Genomic DNA, 15,594 nt, shown 5'->3' on the forward strand with positions numbered 1-15,594 from the left:
AGCGTTTTACTTTTTTGCGCCCGCTCTGTCTTTTAAAAGTGCGAGTGCGTTTTCCGCCTTATAGCCGGATTTTTCGACGGCAGTATCGACTTTTTGCTTAACCTTCAGAGCGGCATTCAGGGCGCTCAAAGCATTCGTTTCTCCCGTGTCGGCTCCCTTTTCCAACGTATAGAGCATACAAGCCGTCCATGAAGTTTCAAGGGCGCGTTCGCGGTTAAACCACAGGATGTTTTCAAAGAGGTTTGTGCCGAGGATAAGCGGTGCGTTTTTGTGTGCAGCAAGGGCTTTTACAAAATCGGGGAGGGTAACTTCTTTAAGCTTCGGTTTTGCCGTTTTTGTCGACTGTGTCGTTTTTGCCCTTGCGCTTAATTTTTCCGCCGACCCCTTCGTTTTTGTCTTTTTCGGCGTATCGGAAACCGAGGTAAGCTGTTCGTAAAGCAGGTGCAGTTCCCGCATACGGATAAGGCGCTCTCGCGTTTGGCTCACCGGATACCCGTATTCGTTTAAAATGCGCAGTATCTTATCTTCAAGTTTCCATAAATCGACGATTTTATAAGCGTCATGTAAGTTCAGATTTTCAAGGCTGTCTTTTATGCACAAAAGCATACAATAGGCGGCCGTAACCTGCGGTATAAAGGGATAGGAGGCGAAGTCCCGACAAAAGTCCTCTATCGTTCCGCTCTTAATCGAGGAAGCTGTTTTCACCGAGGCGATTTTTACGAGGCTCTGTATGCGTGAGCAAAAGCGTTTCCATACCTTTTGAATCGGAAGTTTGTGTGCGGCTTGAATCGGTTTTACAACGTACGATGCGCCGTAATTGCCGTCAATAAATGCGTGTAAGGCTTTAATGTAGGCAAGTCCCGCTTTTTCGCTTTGTGTCAAAAGTTCGGACAGGGCGGGGGGCTTAGGGGCATCCTTCGGCTGTAAGTGCGGGATGCAAAGGCCTGCGATTGCGGCAAAAAAATCCTTCGAGGCAAGCTCCTGTAAGGGTATGTATAAATCTTTTAAATACAAATCCCGTAAGGCGGCTTCAATATCGCTGCTGCCTCTTCCGCCCAAATGTTCACATAAGAGGCGGTATGTTCCGCTTTCATCATCTTGTACCTCGCGTACGTCCAAAAGCACTTGGCACTCAAAACCGTTTAATTGAATGTACATTCCCTTTTCAAACAATTCCCTGCTTGACCGTATAAACTGCAAGCCGCTTTTTTGCTCGGTGAATATGCAGTAATAATCGCCGTGATTTGTCAAGCCCCAGGCCGAAGCAAAATCCTCGGTGTGCAAGACGTTTCCGGCTTCGGTTTTTACGGCATAAGCGCATGAAGTTTTTATATAGCCTGCGGCACGTTCGTACACGTTGTTGTAAAAAACGGCGGATGCCTGATTGCCTGCGCGGTTGGTATATGCGAATACATTTTCGTTTACGTTTCCCTCGTTCCATACGTCGTAGAGGCGGAAATGTTCAACTTCCGAAAACAAATACCGCTTTTTTACCAGCGGGAATATTTCTCTGTTGTGCCGCTCTATTAAACCGTAATCGTCGCCTTCGTTCCAATAGGCTTTGGTAAATTCCATGCCGTATTTTTCGCTGAAACCTTCGATTTGTCCGTGTCCGAACATGGGAAGACCGGGCATGGTAACCATGAGGGTACAAACGCCGAAATATTTATCGCCTTTGCCGAATTGAACCGCGGCGGTTTCTTCGTCGGGGTTGTTCATAAAGTTTACAAAACGCTTTAACACTTGCGGGTCGAATTCCATCGTGTTTTTTATTGTCGAGCGGTATTTGTAATTTTCTTCTTTTTTGAGCATATTCATAAAGGCGCTGTTGTACACGCGGTGCATACCGAGCGTGCGTACAAAATAGCCTTCCATCATCCAAAAGGCTTCGGCTAAAAGCAGGGTATCGGGAACTTCCTGCGCAACGCGGTCTACCACGTCGCGCCAAAACTCGTTCGGAATGGCCTTTTCAAAATCGCCGATACTTATGGACGATTCGCTTCGGCTCGCTATATCGCCGCCTTGTCCGGGTTCCGGATACCACAGCCTTCTGATATGTTTTTTTGCCAAAACCATCGCGGCATCAAAGCGTATAATCGGAAAATTGCGCGCAACGTGGAGAATTTTTTGAATAACCTCTTCTCGCGCTTCGGGGTTGAGAAAATCGATTTGAGCCGTATCGTTCCATGGAAGACCGGTGCCGTCGTTGCCGTGGTAGATGTATCGCACATCGCCCGTATAGCTGTCTACGCGCTTAAAAACAACAGCGCAGTCGGTTTTTGAAAAATAGCCGTTTTCGACAAAAACCTGAACGCGGTTATCCGGTGAGAGGTTTTCTCCGGTAAAGCTGTAAGACGGGAAGGGATTGTCGCGGCGTTGAATAAAAAGATGGGGTTTTTCAATAACCCATTTTGAGTCCATTCCCGTGTGGTTGGGTACCATGTCGGCTGCAAGCCGTATGCCCCGTACCCATAGCCGTGCGCGCAAATTGCCCAAGGCTTCCCAGCCGCCCAGATTTTCGGCTATATCGTAATCGTCGAGACTGTAGGCACTGGCCGCCGCTTCGGGATTGCCGTTTATTTGTTTTATGCGCCTGCTTGCCTCGGACCTTCTCCACACGCCGATAAGCCACAAGCCCGTAAACCCGCGGTTTGCAAGCGTATCCAATTCTTCATCTGGAATTTCATCGAGGCGGCGTATATCGCGGCCGTATTTTTTTGACAGCTGGTCAAGCCAGACGAGGACGGTTTTTGCCATCAAAACGACACGCGGCATCCAGTCCGTATCGGGACTGAACCTTTCGTATTCTTTCACTAAATTTTCATAGCTGTAGGCTTGCATGGGCGGAGGATTGAAGTTTTGGCCCGCGCCTCCGGCCCACGAGGGCTTACTTTCTTCGGCGATTATGTCCATGGCGGATAAAAGCTCTGCCATAGCGCTTCCGATAACGGCGCTCCAATGCCGTCCGATATAATCGAGCTGGCCGCGTAAACTGTCGGGGTTTGCAAGGGCGGGCTCTCGCAGCATGGAAATAAGATCCGTATTGTTCGGCCCGAAGGATGGCTGTGTTTTAAAAAATGCCTGCACTTGATTCCACAAGGGGATATATTGCGGATTTTTTTTCAAGGCCTTATCGTCGAATAAAAAAAGATAGGGCTTGTAGGCCGGATTTTCAAGGGCTAAATGCAGTAAAATCGTATCTTCAAGGATAAGGGCCGCATTCGGCATACCGCCGCGCGTCTTGCTCAGATAGGTTTCGGCTCTTTCTTTTCCGTTATAGACATCGGCCGTCGGAAACTCTGCATTAAATTCGCCAAGCAGGGCGGAAACTTCTTTTGCGCCGATACTTTCTCCGGATTTTTGCAGCGCGGAAACAAAGGCTTGAGGATTTTTTTGCTTTCTGAACTCTTTACATACGATATGAAAAATCCTGTTTAACAGGCCCATCGCGTTAAGCTCTCCCGCTTTTACAAAGAATTCGGCAGGCGATGAGAGATTGTTATTCAATAGAAGGGCCCTATTATCGTTTATATTTTTTGCAAATAAACGCAGATTTTTTATGTTTTGGCCGGCGGCTGTTTTCTCCGATGAAAAAAGCGGTTTTGAAAAGCCGCAAACGCTGCGTACGTTTTTTAAAACAAGAAATTCCATATACGATATTCTACACTATAAATCGTCGCTTGTAAAACCCTTTTTCCAGTGCCAAAGCGGTTTTGCCAATGCGTTTGAAAAGGGTTGTATACGGTTAAAGTCGGGCAGCCATGAATCGTCGTTTTCCAGTTCCTGGTAAAAAAGGTGGGAAAAGTCGTATTCGTATATCAGACTTTTTATCGCTTCAAATTCGGCTTGATTTATAAAGCGATCGGGAAACATGCCCGTATCGGTTTGAACGGATGCGGAATGTACGGGCGTATACTGGCTCATAAGGGAAATGCAGGCTTTGCCGTCGGCGTTTTCTTTAAGCCAGTCCAAAACCTGCCGCGTGTTGTCAAGGCAGCCGGGCAGTACCAGGTGGCGGATAATAACACCCGAAAGCATTTTTTCAGGCTGCGAATCCGTAAAGTGCAGGGGAGAAAGTTCCATCATACGCTTTATCGCCGCCTTTGCCGTTTTACCGTAATTCTTTATGCCGAACAGTGCCGCAGAAAGCTGTATATTCAGGGTTTTTAAGTCGGGAAGCCAAATATCGGCCAAGCCCGCAAGCAGTTCGATGGCTTCAAGGCTTTCGTATGCCGATGAGTTCCAACATACGGGAATTGTTAATCCCCGTCTTTTAGCTTCTTCAATGCCTTCGGCAATGGCGGGGATTGCATGGCTTCCCGTAACGATATTTATATTTTCGGCCCCCGCATATTCAAGCGCAAGGCATATATCCGCAAATTCGGCGGCACTTACCGTCCTGCCCATACCTTCTCGAGAAATCTGATAATTTTGGCAAAAAAAACAGCCCAAATTGCAGCCGCTTATAAAGATTGTCCCGGAGCCGCCCTTTACCGTTACGGGAGGCTCTTCACCGAAATGAAGGCAGGCCGAAGCGATTTTTAATTCGGCGGTTTCTTTGCAAAAGCCGGTTTTACCCTCCGCGCGGTTTACGCCGCAGCTGCGCGGACACAGGGAACAAGCCTTATAAGGCGCGTTGCTTATTCCTTCCTTTTTTGCATACCCTTTTGTATTGTCAAGTAAATTCACGGCAGTCATTACAGGAGTTTTTTACTCATAAAAAGAGACATCAAGTCCGTCAGGGTATCGATGGGAAGGTCTTCCGCCTCGGCATTGACAAGATTGAATAATTCTTTCCAGTCTTCGGCTGTAAAAACCGATTCGCCTTCATCGGGCGGATTTCCGTTTAAAATATCGGCTGCGCTTATAAGCCATAAGAGATTTTGCTCGCTCGGTTCGCTGCCAACCGCCGCCGACTTTAAAATTCGGTTTTGAAGCCAATATTCGGCTATACTTTCGGGTAAGCTTCCCAAATCGGCAAAAAGGTTTGAAAAGCGTTGTGCGATTTCTGTACATACGGTATCGGAGCTGTAGCTGCCGTCCTGCGTTCGTCCGTGCTTTACGACTTTGCGTATATCGGTATAAAATTTTTGAATGGTATCCATGAAAAGCAGTATAGCATATTTTAAGGAAAATTTGCGTAAAATACGATTTTTATCCTTGACTTTTCCCGTAACAAGCCGTAAGATAATAGTATGAACTTGAAAACTGTTTTAACGACCGACACCGTTGAACTCCACTTAAAGGGAACAACGAAAGAAACGATCATCGATGAGATGCTCGAAATTCTTATTAAAGCCGGTAAGGTCACGGATAAAAAAGCGGCGCTTGACTGCGTTCTTGACCGTGAAAAAAAGATGTCTACCGGTATGAAACACGGTATCGCCATTCCGCACGGCAAAACCGACACGGTAAGCGATTTGGTTGCCTGTATCGGTATTTCGGACAATCCTGTAGATTTTGATTCTTTGGATCAGGAGCCCTGCCGTATTTTTATTATGACCCTGTCTCCCGTAAACAAAACGGGTCCGCACCTTCAGTTTTTGGCTGAAGTGAGTTTGCTTTTTAAGAGTGCGGATAAGCGTCAGGAAATATTAAAAACAAACGACAAAGCGGAAGTTATCAGAATTCTGACCGAATAATTCAGATCATACAATTTATTGTTCTCTTTACCGGTAAACCGCTGTTACTGTAACGGCGGTTTTATTTATGCCAGTTAGTTTTGCGAGCTGCAAAGGAGGTTTTGTTTGAGCGTTGACCTGTATACAATCTTTTGGGATGAAGTTGAAGGCTCGGCTCCCGAAGAATACAATGAAGCTTTTTTAGCGGCTGTCCGCGATGATTTAAAAAGAAGAGAGCGGTCAAACGCGCAGCCCGTGTATATAGAGCCGCGCTTTTATTCGGGTAAAACCGATTTTTGGGCTTGTGCGGAAAAGCGGGACTCGGAACTTTTTGCAGCCTTTACCGCGGCTATGGTGCATACCGCCCGCCGCCTAAAAGATTGTGAGCGTATTGCGGGCTTTGTCCTTCCCGACTTTGACAGGGATTGGGCGGCTTTATGCATATGCAGCGATTGCACCGAAAAGGCCGATGAGGCTGCCGCCCGCGCTTTATACATCGATTCTTTTAAGCAAGCCTTTGCAAAAAAATATTCACACTACGAGTTCATTTCGCGATAAAGGCTAAGGCTTTATTTTCCCTGCTGCGGAAGACGGCTGCAACCTTTAGGTTGAACATGTCTTCCAAGCCGCGTTTGTAGGTTACAATGCGTGAAATATGGTTCAGTGTCATCTGAGGGGTGCGGTTATTGCGTACGCGGTGGGTACCGGCGTTGTACATTGCAAGGGCGGATATTTCGTTTCCTCCCGTGTCGAGGCAATAGCGTAAAAAAGCCAAGCCCTGTTTTGCACTGATGTAGGGATTAAAAAAATCCTCTTCGGTAAACCCGGGAAAAGATTCGCTGTTCAGTTGAAACAGTCCCCTGTCGACCGAAGCATTGCTGTTTCCGTTTACCGCGCGTACCTTATAGCGGCTTTCGTTAAAAGCCAAAGAAAAGGCAAGCGAAAGAGGAATATCGTAAATATCCGCATATTCCAAAATAGCCAAGGCGACATCGCGGTTTCCCGTAATATCTTCGTAAAAACTTATTACGGCATTGCGCGTAATAAGCTGACGGTAGAATTCAAGACCCGAATCGGTTTCCTTTCCCTTGTTGGTAATTTCGACGTGCAGGTTCCCCGGATTTAAAGCATTTTCTATAGGTTTGCCTAAAAGAAGTGAATCGGCTTCTCCTTCGGCAAGCCAGTTTTTTTCGGTGCGGACTTCTCCGGTTTTACCCTGAGTTTTAATTGTTTGCGGTAAAAAAAAGCCCACACAAACAGCGGCGGTAAAAAGCAGGATAATAAAAGCAAGAGGGCCGGCGAACAATCCCGCCGTTTCGCCGCGGCCTGTTTTAAACATTTTCATATAAAAACTCCCGCACAAGAGTATACACAAATGCGGGAGTTTTGGCAATGCAAAATGATGAAAATCGTTTTGTTTTTTGCAATATATCGCATTTAGTGCGATTGTTCGCTATTGTTCCTTATAAGGCGTACGCTGATTATTCCGTCTATGTTGGCTATCGTTTCAATAACGGAAGAATCGGGAACGCCTTCAATATCGATAATGTTGTATGCAAGTTCTTCGCGATTACGGTTTATCATCGAGTGAATATTTTGCTGGGCGCCCGCCAATACGGTGGTGATTTGGCCTACCATGTTGGGAATGTTTTTGTTGGCGATGCACAAACGTGTTCCGCTTTCGGGGATATCGCCTTCCATTTTGCAGCGGGGAAAATTAACCGAATTTTCAACCGTTCCTTTTTCCAAAAAATCCCGCAGTTCATTGACCGCCATAACGGCGCAGTTTTCTTCGGCTTCCGGAGTTGTAGCCCCCAAGTGAGGAAGACAGATAATGCCTTCGGTGTTTAAAAGTTCTTTATCGGTAAAATCCGTTATAAAGCAGGAAACGCGGCCGTCTTTAACCGCGGCGCACATATCGGCATTTACGACCAGCCCTCCGCGCGCAAAGTTCAATATACGCACGCCCTTTTTGACGTTTTTTAAACGTTCGGCATTTATGAGTCCCTTGGTTTCGGCCGTTTGCGGAATGTGGAGGCTTATGTAGTCCGAACGTGCAAACAAGCTGTCGAGGTTTTCGGCCTTTTTTACATCGCGATTTAAAGCCCATGCCGAATCGACGGAGATAAAGGGATCGTAACCGATGACGCGCATACCCAGCTCTATTGCGGCATTTGCAACCATGGCGCCGATTGCACCCAAGCCGATAACGCCGAGCCTTTTGCCGCGCAGTTCCGGTCCTGAAAATTGCGATTTCCCTTTTTCAGCCATATCCGGAATATCGCCGTCGGTATCTTTTAAACTTTCGATCCAGCGGTTGGCTGCAATAATCGGACGGCTTGAAAAGAGCAGGGCGGCTATGGTCAACTCTTTTACCGCATTTGCGTTTGCACCGGGAGTATTGAATACGGCAACACCTTTGGAGGTTAGGGCCGAAACGGGTATATTGTTTGTTCCGGCTCCGGCACGGGCTACCGCCTTTACGGTGGAAGGAAGTTCGATTTCGTGCATATCGGCCGATCGGACGATTATCGCGTCGGGATTTAAAATTTCGGAAGCGATTTCGTATTGATCGCGCGGAAACTGTTCCAAGCCCTTGGAAGATATTTTATTCAGCGTTTGTATTTTATACATAAAAACCTCTTTTTTTATTATGCGCGGGCCCTTGCAAAGCCTTCCATAAAATCAATCAATGCGTGTACGCCCTGTATATCCATTGCGTTGTATAAAGAAGCTCTCATGCCGCCGACCAAGCGGTGCCCTGCAAGGTTTACCAAGCCTGCTTTTTCCGATTCGGATACGAATTCCTTGTTTAAAAGGGCCGCTTTCTCGGCATCTTTTTCGCGTGTTAAAAAGGGAATGTTCATAAGAGAACGCGAGTTTTTTTCGACCGGAGAAAAGTAAAAATCGCTTGCGTCCAGATAGTCATAAAAGAGGGAGGCTTTTTTTTCGTTGCGCTCTTTCATGCCCGCCTCGCCGCCGTTTTTTTCTATCCATTCGAGTACCAGGCCCATCATATAGATATTCCAGCAGGGCGGTGTATTGTACATGGAAGCGTTTTCCGTATGTGTTTTATACTGCAGCATAGTCGGTGTTCCGTCTACAGCCTCATCGGTAACAAGGTCTTTGCGTATAATAACTACGGTAACTCCTGCCGGTGCAAGGTTTTTTTGTGCACCTGCATACAAAAGACCGAAGCGCGAAACATCCAGCGGTTCCGATAAAATACAGCTTGAAATATCGGATACGAGGGGCAGGGGCTTCCCGTCCGCTCCGATTCCCGTTTCGGGTATATGTTTCCAGTGTGTTCCCATAATCGTATTATTCAGGGTGATGTGAGCGTAGTCGTAATCGCCTTCGATTTTTTTGATGTCGGGAATGTATGTAAAGTTTTTATCCTGCGAAGAAGCGATTTCTTCGGCTTGGAGATATTTTTTTGCTTCACCGAGTGCTTTTTTTGCCCATACGCCCGTATTGACGTAGGCCGCCTTTCCCGCTTTTTTTAAGTTCATGGGAATCATGGCAAATTGAGTGCTGGCCCCTCCCTGTAAAAACAATACATCGTAGTTTTCGGGAATATTCATAAGGCGGCGCAGCAACGCTTCCGTATTATGTATAATCGGTTCAAAGGTTTTTGAGCGGTGGCTCATTTCCATAACGCTTTGGCCGCTTCCCTGCCAATCGCACATTTGTGCCGCGGCTTTTTGCAAAACTTCTTCGGGTAAAACCGAAGGACCCGCGGAAAAATTGTACACTTTCATAAAATCCTCCATAATTATAATTCAGCATGCCGGATTTTGCAAAGAAATCGACAGCGAAAGATTTTCCGTTTTTGTATCTTTTGACGGCGGCAAAATTGTCCAACCGTAATTGACAGCGCCCTCTTGAAGTTCCTGCAAAAGGCGGGAAAGGCGGATGAGGCATTTTTTTGCAGGCTCAAGAATGTGCATAGCGCTTCCTTCTACCGTTCTTTTGTGAAATAAATCACATAAAAACGGCTGTCCAAAACGCTATGCGTTAAGGCAGCCGTCGTGCGGGTCTTAAGCGGTACTCTTAATCCGCAGCGCTCCCCGTTATACTTTAAATTTCTTTACTTCAGCCGAAAGCTTGTCTATGCTGCGCTTATTTTTTTGCGTAATTTCATTCACCTCATGTACGGCATTGTTTATTTGAATGGCGCCTGCCGACATTTCGTTCATGCTGTCGGTTATCATTCCGGTTAAACTTGCAAGCTTGTGCATATGCTCGGCAACATTTTCTCCGCCTCTGAGCATTTCCGCCGAGCCGTCGTTGACTTCCACGGTAATTGTATTTATTTCACGGATTGCAAGCAGAACTTCCTTACTTGCGCTTTCCTGTTCTTTCATTGCTTCCATAAGCCGGGCACTCATGTGTTCAACCTGCTCCGACAAATTGAATATACTGCTGAATTTTTCTTCAACGGTTTTTGCCGCCCCGGAAAGCAGTTCGATTTCTCCGCCCAGAATTTTAAGAGTTGCGGTAATGTTTTTACCTTGAGAGCTTGATTCTTCAGCGAGCTTTCTGATTTCGTCGGCAACAACGGCAAAGCCTTTTCCCGCCTCTCCCGCATGAGCGGCTTCGATTGCCGCATTCATAGCCAATCAGCGAGCTTTCTGATTTCGTCGGCAACAACGGCAAAGCCTTTTCCCGCCTCTCCCGCATGAGCGGCTTCGATTGCCGCATTCATAGCCAAGAGGTTTGTTTGGCTTGCAATATGTTGAATAACGCTTGATGCTTCCATTAAGCTGCCGGACTCTTCGGCAATACGCTGGGTTACGCTGCCTGCAGTTGCAATCGTTTCCTTACCGTCGGATGTTGCACCGGCAAGATTTTTAATAACTCCGTCCGTTTTTTCAAGGGTGTTGGTAATAGAGGCGATATTCGCAACCATTTCTTCTATCGCAGAAGACGACTCGGCAACGCTTGCCGCCTGATTTTCTATATTTTCGTTCAGTTGTTTAATTGCACGGATAATTTCTTCAATCGTTGAGGCGGTTTCGTTAACGTCCGCCGCTTGAGTATTTGTTTGCTGTTTTACGCCGTCGATATTTGCACTGATTTGATTGATTGCGCTTGCCGTTTCTGTCATATTGCTTGCAAGCTCGGAGCCGATAACGGTCATTTCGGAACTGCTTGCCTCTACCGCTTTAATCGAAGCGGCAATTTTTGAAATTGTTTGATTGAAGTATTCGGATAAATCCGTAATTTCATCATTACCTTTTACCGGTAAGCGGACCGTTAAATCGCCGTCGCCCTGAGCTATATCTTTGAACGCATTTACAATGTGCTGAATGGGACGAACAAGTTGTAAGGCGATAAAATATACGCTGATAACGGATACGACAAGTAAGATTGCTGCAAGCCCGGTTATTTTAATACGCAGGGAGCTTACCGACTGCATAAATTCATTGACAGGAGCCGTTATGATAACCCGCCAATCGGCATTTTTCATTTTTGCAAAGGAAGCTATTTTCGTTACATCGTCATATGTGTAATATCCTATTGAAGAGCTGTCGCTTTCGGACGCCTTTTTTTCAAATGCGGCAAGGGATTTTAAGCCGGGATTCGATAATGCTTCTTTTTGCGGATTGCTTTCCTGCAATACCAATGAATAGTCGGGGTGGGCTATATTGTTTCCCGTTTCACCTATCAGATAACAGTATCCCGTTTTTCCGACTACTATGTCGGAGATATATTCGGATAAAAGATTACCCCTTGTGTCGGCAGCCAATACACCGATAATGTCGGTGTTTGCGTTATATATGGGAACCGCAAAGGTTATCATAACATTATTTGATCCCTTTGAGAGCATCGGCTCCGATATAAAACGATTGCCCTTGATTGCCGTATTAAACCACTGCCGGTCGGTTACGGGAACCGCTATGCCTCCGCTTGCATAACATATCCCGGCGGTATCGGCTATAACAAATTCCGCTATATGCTTATTCAAAGAGGCTTCTTTTTGCAGCAAAGCCAATTGCTCTTCGCGCGATAAGGATAAAGAACGAAGTTCGGGCATTTTAGCCGTATCTTCAAGCAATTGTAAAAACGTTTCAATGCGTGCATCTATAATATCGGCGACATCCTGTGCCTTGTCGGTAAGATGGAGGCTGACGCTGTCCATTACACTTAACCGTGCGGTACGGGCCGCAAGGATGCCTTGTATCGCATTTGCCGCCAATATTAATATGCTGAAAACAAATAAGAGCTTTTTCCGCATAGAAAATCTTTTTTTCATATAGAACTCCCCTTTGCTGGCCGTTTTAACAACGTATTCGTTATTGTATATTTTTTTACAAAATACTGCAAGAGAAAAATTCCGTAGGCGGAGAATTCGATCTTAAAGCGTCCGTGTTTTCAATCGTACGGATACCGATTAGGCTTTTTGAGTTTTAGTCAGTGCTTTTTTTATTCCCTTAATTGCCCAATCATAGTGGCTCGATGTTGCGGACACACAGTAACTTCCGAGGGTGGTCGTTCCCGTCCATGTGAAAATTCCTTTTGAAAAAAGCTCTTCGTTCGAAAATGTTTCGATACGTTTTATAACTTCTTTGTGCGTCTTTTTCAGCATTTTTTCCGCATCGGCATAGGGCGTGCTTTGGTGTTTTTTCCAAAACTCAACATTCATTGCAGGATATGTTTTCCAGTTATAAGGGGCGGGCAAAAAGGCTGCCGCTTTCCCTTGCGTGTTTGACTGTATCCAATTCAACAAAAGGCAGTGCCATTCATAAAGATGAATCAGTACATCGCGTACATTTTTATCGCGTTCGTTCGGCTCAATGTCCGCTTTACGTTCGGCTTCGCTCATGCCGGCAAGCAGGTTCCGCAGTTTTTCAAACTGAGCGTTTGCGGCTTCAATTAAATCGTTTTTTGTTGCAGGTCTGGACATAGTTTACTCCTTTTTTTCGGCATTCGCGTCGGAATACCTTTTGTCGGTATCATTATAACACGGAAACCTGTCAGGGAGTGTCAGGTTTGAGGGGAAAAAATTAACCCTCTCTATGCTTTTTCATAATCTTTTCCGCAAGGCAGGCGATTTCTTTTTTTAAGCTTTCCGGTTTAAGGATTTCTACTTCGGTGCCGAGCGACAGGATAAAACCGTAAAGCCACGAATCAAGGGGGAGAGCCGCCTTTAGGGTATATGATCCGTCGGCATTTTTTGTGATAAGTTCCGGCGGGAATTCATCGTAAAGCCTGTAGGCGGTTTTAGCGGTACATTGTAATGTGATGGCGGTAAGGGACGGAACTGCGGTATCCGCTTTGTTGTCGCTGATTTTGTCGAGTAATTCCGCACGGTTAAATGTCGTTAAAGTGTGCGTAGCGGAAAGTATCCGGGTTAATCTGAAAAGCCTGTAATCCTTTTTTTCGCTGCAATAACATTCGGCATACCACGCCCTCGATTTATACAAAAGACGCAAGGGGTAGACGGTGCGCTCGGTTTTTTCCCCGTATGAGCTTAGATATTCCAGTTTGACAGCTTTGCATTCCGAAATTGCCTGCTTTAATGTTTCAAACAGGCGGCGGTCGTTTTCGGTTCCCCATCGTGAATAATCAACCTTAACCCAATCGGCTTTTTTTTGAAAAAGCGCCGACAACCGGTTTAAAACGGATTCGGTTTGTATTTCATCTAGCGGCGAAAGGCATTGCAGGGCAATGAGGATTTTTTCCTGTTCTTCTTTTGTTAAAATCGATTTATTGACGGTGTAATTTTCATCGATAAAAATACCGCCGAGCGTTCCCTGCATTGTGTACACGGGGATTCCGGCTCTGCTTAAAATGTCCATGTCGCGGTAGACGGTTCGTACCGATACGCCGAACTTTTTTGCAAGTTCCTGTGCGGTTGTCCGCTTCCGGTTGAGGAGAATAAATACGATTTCAAAAAGCCGTTCGGAACGCATAATTAAAGTCCCTCTATTTATGCTGCATCCCAAAATAGATAGTATTTCTCTCTGTCTACACTTAACCTTAAACCTGAAATACATATCTTATCGCCGAATACTTTTGCAAAATCCGTTTTTTCAACCAAGTGTTTGTGTATTTGAAAAAGCAAATCCAGATTTGTAAAATACTCCCCGTTTTCCGCTCTTATTGTAAACTCAAGTTCTTCCTCATCTTCAGAATAATTTGAAACACATATTTTTACCTCAGGTTTTTTAATCACAATTCTTGATAAATATGTATCCGCTTCTTCTTTGCTTATATTTTCTGCATTCTCTTTATAAAATTTTTCTTTTAGATCTTTTTGTGTATAAGTACATTTGCCGTTTATTGTTATGTCCATTCCGGAAAGAAGATTTACAGACAATTCTTTATCTTCATTATCATAGATAACATAATTTTCAATTTCTTTCATTTCTAAAAGATTGTTCACACATTTTATAAAGCTTTCTTTTGTTTCGATAGTATCTTCAATAATTCCAAGATAAAAATAATCACCCGCTTCAAATGAATACAGCAGCTTTTTATTTTGTCTGATTAAAGGCGCATAAAGTATAGCTCTGTCCATGGGATTCACAGCTTCAAATTCTAAAAAATAAAGATTATCCAATGTAACATCACAATCTGATGCATTTTTTATCAAATCGGGCATATCGTATCTTGATAAAAGTTCACTCAAAATATCATAAATATCCCTGTCTTCATCGGAACAAACCACCGATAAATAGTAATTTTGAAAAAGTGCATAGTCCAATACTCGGTTTCCTATAATGTTCATCATCATAGTATCTATATTTTCTACTCCGATAATATGATAAAAGATTTTCGCGCTTTCTCTTACTTTTCTTTCGATTGAAATATCTTCAGCATAGCGGTCTAGTAAATCCTCACTAAGGGCTGTAATTTCATAACTGAAATTCGAATTTGGTTCAAAAATATCATTTTGTTTTGCAAGCAAGGGCTCTTGCTTTTCTTTTTTTAGCAAGAGGGCTGTTTGCTGAAAAACATCTTTTTTTATCAAAAAATACAGATAGTGTTCTTTAGCTGCAAGAACATCGGAAAGATATCGTATAAATTCCATATGGTCATGATACTCTTTTTGAAGACGGATTTTTATACCGGTTTTTTCTTCCGCCCACTTAATAATACCTGCATAGGAAGAGCTCAAGGGCGAACTCTCATTGTTTCTAATCAAAAGCTCTAATAAAAATTCCTTAAAGGAGAGGTTTTCATACACAAAGTTATTTTCATCTTCTTTCGATATACTTAAAGAAAAATATTTATTGACACAGGATATAAATGCCTCTTTTGTTGTCGAAGTGCAAAAATCCTCCGCTATCTTTTCTGCAAAGGTCAAATAGCCGAGTTTTTTCATCTTTAATAAAATATTCATTTTGGTATACATAAATAATATAGAAAACGAAGCTTTTAGTTCTTTCATTTCTATTTCGGTTAAGCTTACACTTTTTGTATTTTTTATGATATGCTCTTTGTTTTCCGAATTTGTAACGGACACTTTGTTTTGTCTTAATTCAAGTCTGTCTTTTGTTTTACAAATAAAATAGTTATCTTCTTTTTTGCTATGATAAAAAATTAACTGATACGGCACTCTATAAAGAATTTCATCCCTTTTTTTTGTTTTGCCCTTATATATCCAGCCTGCATAATTTTCTCCGAAAACAATACCTGCCGTATCAAAACTCGATATGGAAACACCCGACAAAATTCCGCCTGTTTCAAGAGCTTCAAGCATTTTAGGAATGATAAATCTGACAATCTCTTTTTCTTCATATACACCCATTTCGTGCAGTCTTTTTGTCATAATTATTATTTTTTCAAAAAGATCTTCCGGAAAGTCATCAGGATTCGCAAGTGTTACATCATTATAATTTTCTTCAATGAACTCTCCATCTTGCTCATAATCCAAATAATAAGCTAACGGAATTACCTTTCTATTTGTTTTATTAAAAATATTTAAAAAAAACAAAACACTACCTCTTCTTTCTTTGCGGTT

At 44.1% G+C, this 15,594-nt stretch carries 12 protein-coding genes and 1 pseudogene; 2 read left to right on the forward strand and 11 right to left on the reverse strand.

Annotation, left to right across the window (positions count from 1 at the left end; all coding sequences use genetic code 11):
* Positions 1-6 precede the first annotated feature (6 nt).
* The 3 genes from V1L52_RS03275 to V1L52_RS03285 are packed head-to-tail and all read right to left on the reverse strand — an operon-like array spanning position 7 to position 5,105.
* Positions 7-3,651, reverse strand: a complete 3,645-nt coding sequence (locus V1L52_RS03275) for an alpha-amylase family glycosyl hydrolase (RefSeq protein ID WP_428770876.1) — start codon at positions 3,649-3,651, stop codon at positions 7-9.
* Between the two features lie 15 nt (positions 3,652-3,666).
* Positions 3,667-4,689 (reverse strand): radical SAM protein, encoded by a 1,023-nt coding sequence (locus V1L52_RS03280; RefSeq protein WP_428770877.1) that lies wholly within the window; start codon positions 4,687-4,689, stop codon positions 3,667-3,669.
* Between the two features lie 8 nt (positions 4,690-4,697).
* A complete protein-coding gene (locus V1L52_RS03285; RefSeq protein WP_428770878.1) occupies positions 4,698-5,105 on the reverse strand; it encodes a hypothetical protein in 408 nt (135 codons plus the stop codon).
* Between the two features lie 90 nt (positions 5,106-5,195).
* Between V1L52_RS03285 and V1L52_RS03290 the strand changes: the two genes are divergently transcribed.
* Together V1L52_RS03290 and V1L52_RS03295 are read left to right on the forward strand one after the other, a co-directional pair.
* On the forward strand, positions 5,196-5,642 hold the full coding sequence (locus V1L52_RS03290; RefSeq protein ID WP_428770879.1) for a PTS sugar transporter subunit IIA: 447 nt from the start codon (positions 5,196-5,198) through the stop codon (positions 5,640-5,642).
* A 105-nt stretch (positions 5,643-5,747) separates the two neighbouring features.
* Positions 5,748-6,179, forward strand: a complete 432-nt coding sequence (locus V1L52_RS03295) for a hypothetical protein (protein ID WP_428770880.1) — start codon at positions 5,748-5,750, stop codon at positions 6,177-6,179.
* On the opposite strand, the gene V1L52_RS03300 is transcribed toward V1L52_RS03295, so the two are convergent.
* The 8 genes and pseudogenes from V1L52_RS03300 to V1L52_RS03335 all read right to left on the reverse strand — a co-directional run bounded on the left by V1L52_RS03300 (position 6,166) and on the right by V1L52_RS03335 (position 15,567).
* Positions 6,166-6,966, reverse strand: a complete 801-nt coding sequence (locus V1L52_RS03300) for a transglycosylase SLT domain-containing protein (protein ID WP_428770881.1) — start codon at positions 6,964-6,966, stop codon at positions 6,166-6,168. The two genes, V1L52_RS03295 and V1L52_RS03300, sit on opposite strands and share 14 nt — an antisense overlap.
* Positions 6,967-7,058: 92 nt before the next feature.
* A complete protein-coding gene (locus tag V1L52_RS03305) occupies positions 7,059-8,255 on the reverse strand; it encodes a phosphoglycerate dehydrogenase (RefSeq protein WP_428770882.1) in 1,197 nt (398 codons plus the stop codon).
* Between the two features lie 17 nt (positions 8,256-8,272).
* Positions 8,273-9,382 carry a 3-phosphoserine/phosphohydroxythreonine transaminase gene (serC, locus tag V1L52_RS03310; protein ID WP_428770883.1) on the reverse strand — a complete coding sequence of 370 codons (1,110 nt, stop codon included), beginning with the start codon at positions 9,380-9,382 and terminating at the stop codon, positions 8,273-8,275.
* Between the two features lie 21 nt (positions 9,383-9,403).
* Positions 9,404-9,571 carry a hypothetical protein gene (locus V1L52_RS03315; RefSeq protein WP_428770884.1) on the reverse strand — a complete coding sequence of 56 codons (168 nt, stop codon included), beginning with the start codon at positions 9,569-9,571 and terminating at the stop codon, positions 9,404-9,406.
* A 123-nt stretch (positions 9,572-9,694) separates the two neighbouring features.
* Positions 9,695-11,880, reverse strand: a pseudogene (locus V1L52_RS03320) (methyl-accepting chemotaxis protein).
* Between the two features lie 138 nt (positions 11,881-12,018).
* Positions 12,019-12,531, reverse strand: a complete 513-nt coding sequence (locus V1L52_RS03325; protein ID WP_428770885.1) for a ClbS/DfsB family four-helix bundle protein — start codon at positions 12,529-12,531, stop codon at positions 12,019-12,021.
* 100 nt (positions 12,532-12,631) lie between these two features.
* Positions 12,632-13,540, reverse strand: a complete 909-nt coding sequence (locus V1L52_RS03330) for a helix-turn-helix transcriptional regulator (protein WP_428770886.1) — start codon at positions 13,538-13,540, stop codon at positions 12,632-12,634.
* Between the two features lie 17 nt (positions 13,541-13,557).
* Positions 13,558-15,567, reverse strand: a complete 2,010-nt coding sequence (locus tag V1L52_RS03335) for a hypothetical protein (protein WP_428770887.1) — start codon at positions 15,565-15,567, stop codon at positions 13,558-13,560.
* Between the last annotated feature and the right edge of the window lie 27 nt (positions 15,568-15,594).

This window comes from Treponema sp. HNW, from assembly GCF_050320395.1.
GTDB lineage: Bacteria > Spirochaetota > Spirochaetia > Treponematales > Treponemataceae > Treponema_C.